The organism is Winogradskyella sp. UBA3174 (assembly GCF_002364335.1).
Taxonomy (GTDB): domain Bacteria; phylum Bacteroidota; class Bacteroidia; order Flavobacteriales; family Flavobacteriaceae; genus Winogradskyella.
Genome location: NZ_DEXW01000038.1, coordinates 1 through 4,070, shown reverse-complemented (window position 1 = coordinate 4,070; position 4,070 = coordinate 1). Strand labels below are relative to the sequence as shown.

4 protein-coding genes are annotated in these 4,070 nt (G+C 31.7%); all 4 read right to left on the bottom strand.

The window, feature by feature from the left end:
* Positions 1 to 528: LytR/AlgR family response regulator transcription factor (locus B2U95_RS05840; RefSeq protein ID WP_296313733.1), on the bottom strand; the 528-nt coding region annotated here is incomplete at its 3' end.
* Positions 525 to 3,128 (bottom strand): tetratricopeptide repeat-containing hybrid sensor histidine kinase/response regulator, encoded by a 2,604-nt coding sequence (locus B2U95_RS05835; RefSeq protein ID WP_296313732.1) that lies wholly within the window; start codon positions 3,126 to 3,128, stop codon positions 525 to 527. The genes B2U95_RS05840 and B2U95_RS05835, both read right to left, overlap by 4 nt.
* A 12-nt stretch (positions 3,129 to 3,140) precedes the next feature.
* Positions 3,141 to 3,497: a hypothetical protein gene (locus tag B2U95_RS05830; protein WP_296313731.1), complete on the bottom strand. Its 357-nt coding sequence runs from the start codon at positions 3,495 to 3,497 to the stop codon at positions 3,141 to 3,143.
* Positions 3,498 to 3,767: 270 nt separating this feature from the next.
* Positions 3,768 to 4,070 (bottom strand): T9SS type A sorting domain-containing protein (locus B2U95_RS05825; RefSeq protein ID WP_296313730.1); only part of this gene is annotated, 303 nt, incomplete at its 5' end.

Here is a 4,070-nt window from a genome sequence, read left to right as displayed (position 1 = left end):
ATAACTGTAGTTCCGATCACCTTTAATATGGATAATATTATTTAAAACCAACCTTAAATCGCCATCTTGGGTTTTTAAATTTAGTATATGATTTGCTACATTTTTGTTTGCTACATTTTTTAATGCTATAGATAAGTTTTCTTGTCGTAGTTCAACTTTAGTATGGGCTTTAAAACGCTTTACAGCTTTTTTTAACTCACCTAAGTCGATAGGTTTTAATAAATAATCTAAAGCGTTAAAGCGAATCGCTTTTATGGCATAATGGCTATATGAAGTAATAAATATAGTTTGAAAATTAATTTCAGATAATTGAGATAACATTTCGAAGCCCGTCATATCTACCATCTCTACATCGAGAAATATAAGTTCTGGTTTACAATCAATAATTTTCTGTATACCTTCATTTCCGCTATTAGCTGTAGATAGAACTTCTATATCTGGAAAATAATGATCTAACTTGTCTTGCAGTAACTCTCTTATAAAAGGATCATCATCAATAATTAAGCATTTAATTTTATAAAAACTCATGGCTGTGATTTTAGCTCATTAAAAATCGGTACAATTAATTCTTCAAGTTTATAAGGTTTTGGAATGTAATTATCCATTCCAGCATTGTAGCAATTTTTTATTTCTGTTTTCAATAAACTTGCTGTCATTGCTATAATTGGAATTTTAGGTGTTCTGCCTTCAGATTTCTCTATGGCTCTGATACTTTTGGTAGCTTCAAATCCATTCATTTCAGGCATTTGTACGTCCATCAGAATCAAATCAAAGTTATCGCTTTTAAATTTATCAATGGCTAACATACCATTTTTTACAGTATCTATAGTAACCCCTTCGATATAATACGATAAGTCATCTTGAGCTATCATTTGATTAAAAGGGTTGTCTTCTGCCATAAGAATGCGTATGCCTTTAAGAGATTTGGCCATTGCTTTTAATTTATCTTCAGAAATAAAATCTTTACTAACAGCATCTATTTCAGGAATAGCTAGTGGCAAGTCAAAATAGAAAGTATTGCCTTTGCCTTCAGAACTTTCAACCCAAATTCTACCATCTTGTAATTCTACCAATTGTTTAGAGATGCTAAGACCAAGGCCAGTTCCTCCGTAGTAGCGAGTTGTCGTTTCTTTTGCTTGCTCAAAAGCTCCAAATATGCTATCAAGCTGATCTTTAGGAATTCCTATTCCTGTATCTTTTATTTGAAAATGAAGATGGTCATCATGTAAAGATAACAAGAGGTCTACGTTTCCTTTATCAGTGAATTTAATCGCATTTCCGATAAGGTTGATTAAAATTTGATTTAGACGCGTAGGATCTCCATTAACCAAAGTCGGTACATCTTCAGCTATTTCATAAGACAAGATTAAACCTTTTTCTTCTGCTTTAAATTTGAGAATTTGAATCACATTTTCAATCACAGACGCTACATTAAGTGAAATATTCTCAATTTCCAGTTTACCAGCTTCTATTTTCGACAAGTCAAGAACGTCATTTAGGATAACTATTAAATTGTCAGAACTGGTTCGCATAGCTTTAAGAAAAACATCTTGAGATTTAGGATGTTTGTTACGCTCTAAAATTTTTGTCATTCCTGAAATGGCATGCATAGGCGTTCTAATTTCATGACTCATATTGGCTAGAAACTGTTCTTTGTACTTTTCAGATTGTTCTACTTTTTTCTTTTGTGCTTCAATGATGACTTTCTGTTTGCGAGTTAATTTAAGTCTGTTGAATGTAACAAGAGCTAATAAGGAAATTAATAATAACCCAATACCAATGGCCCAAGAAATACGCTGCAGTGATTTTGTCTTTGCTTCTTGGATGGCTATTTCTTTCTGGTTTTCAACATCATCTATTGCTTTTTGTTTATCATAATCAGATTGGACCTGTAATTGAATAATTGCTTTTTGATTTTCTCTACTATTTAGGCTATCACGCATCTGGTGATAAAGTTCATTCATTTCCAATGCGTTTTTATACTTACCAGTAGCTTTATAGCTTTTTATTAAGTTTTTTGAGGCCGTGCTAATGTTCATTATATCTTTTGTGTTTTGGAAAAAGACTAATGCTTGGTTACCATAAGAGATAGCCTGAGTATATTTCCTTTGGTCAGCAAGAATAATACCGATTTTTTGCTTTGCAGTTGCAGCAGCGTTTCTATTTTTAATTTCTTCAGATAATTTTAAACTTTTAGTCGCGTATTCTAATGCGCGTTCTAGATTGCCTTTATCATAATAAATGCGTCCTATATTCTGAGAAAGTCTTGCTATGTATGGCTTATTTCCCGTTTCTTCGAAATGTTTTATAGCTTTCTCTAAATATTCCAATCCTTTTTTAGTATTGCCTTGGTTTACATAAATACCGCCCAAATTAGATAAACAGCCTGCTGCTAATGTTTTGTTTCCTATGTCTTCAAAATAGGCCAAGTTTTGGTTAGTAAGTTTAAGCGCTTGGTCTAGATTTCCTAGTTGCATATAAAGATTAGCTAGGGATGACTGTACTTTAACAACACTGTACTTATCTTCAAGTTTTTCGAAGATTTTTTTAGATCGCTTAAGATATTCTAAACCAGATGATAGATCACCTTTCCTAATATAATTATTACCAATACCAGTTAAACTTTTTCCTATCTGAGATGTATCCTGTATTTCCTCGCTTATTTTTAACATTTGCAAATTATAGTCTAAGGCCTTTTCAATTTCTCCTTTTGTTTTGAACACTCTTACTATATAACCTAAACTGATTAATTCTGGTTTTCTATCTTTTAGTTCTTGTGATAGTTTCAATGCATTATTAAAAATATCTAAAGCTTTATCTGGGTCACCTTTTAATAAATAATAGTCACCTTGAGTAAGTAAAGCAAGAGCCTGAAAATTCTTATGTTTTGTTGTATGTGCAAAATCATATTGCAACTGAGCATAATAAAAGGCACTATCTGGATTTTTAAAGCGGTAGCCTTCCATTGCTATTCTATGCACAGCGCTTAAACGAATAGTGTCTTGTTGGGTTACATCTTTCCAAATACTCATTAAAGAATCTTGTTGGGTTTCTGAAAATGATTGTGCTTTAGTAGTTAAGAATGATCCAAAAATAACAATAGCTAAAATTATAGTCTTAATTTTCATGAGGGTTGATGGTTAGAAATTATCTTTGATAGCTAAATGAACATCGTCAAGTGCGAGATTTAACTTCGTTATTACGGTTTCTACTAATGCGTTTAATTCTTTTATTGGCATTGTATCATAATCGAGTTCTAATCGCCTAATGGGTTTTACGAGATCCATAATTCCGAAAAACTGTATCTGAGGACTCATTTGATGTAATAGTTGGCGTATTTGTTTTCTGTCTTCAACTTTCAGGTTTTCTTTTAAACTTTCAATACGCTGTGGGATTAATTCTTGAAACTGTAATAAGTATTTATGGATTATTTTATCGTCTCCTCTAGAGATGTTAATTAAATCTTGTGGATTTATAATTTTAGTATTCCAAAGCATGTCAACTGGTCTGAGAGCGTTTATATTGATAATATTCCGAAGGTACTCTTAATTAACTTTAAATAAAGGTGTATTGTACAAATGGAATATCAAATGGTAGCTAACCGTTTAATCAATGAATTTACCGTTTGATAAATACATTAAAGAAAGGTCAATAGTCGATTCTATTTTCAAATGTTTATTTTATTTCAAAATGAAAGCGTAGTACTGCATTTATATTCAGTACTACGCTTAAAGATTAGTGTTCAATTTCTGAAGTGAATTAGAATGCTAATTTTTTATTATTCTTTTAATTGTATTTGCTTGATTACTATAAATCTGAAGCATATAAATACCAGAAGCAAGTTCGGATACATTGATGGACTGATTATTACTAGTGTCTCTCACTTTATGATGGGCTACTAATCTCCCGTTAATGTCATAAATACGGATGCCCTCTAGTTTTAAATCAGAGATGTTCTTTATTTTAATAACATCTGTAGCTGGATTTGGATATAGGCTTATAGCATCTGATAATGTAAAATCAGAAACGCCTAGTGCAGATGGTGTGCCAGAAAAAGCTACTTCAGCAAA

Excerpts from the sequence above, each read along its gene's own strand:
- B2U95_RS05835 (WP_296313732.1), bottom strand. The coding sequence starts at position 3,128 with ATGAAAATTAAGACTATAATTTTAGCTATTGTTATTTTTGGATCATTC.
- B2U95_RS05830 (WP_296313731.1), bottom strand. The coding sequence starts at position 3,497 with ATGCTTTGGAATACTAAAATTATAAATCCACAAGATTTAATTAACATC.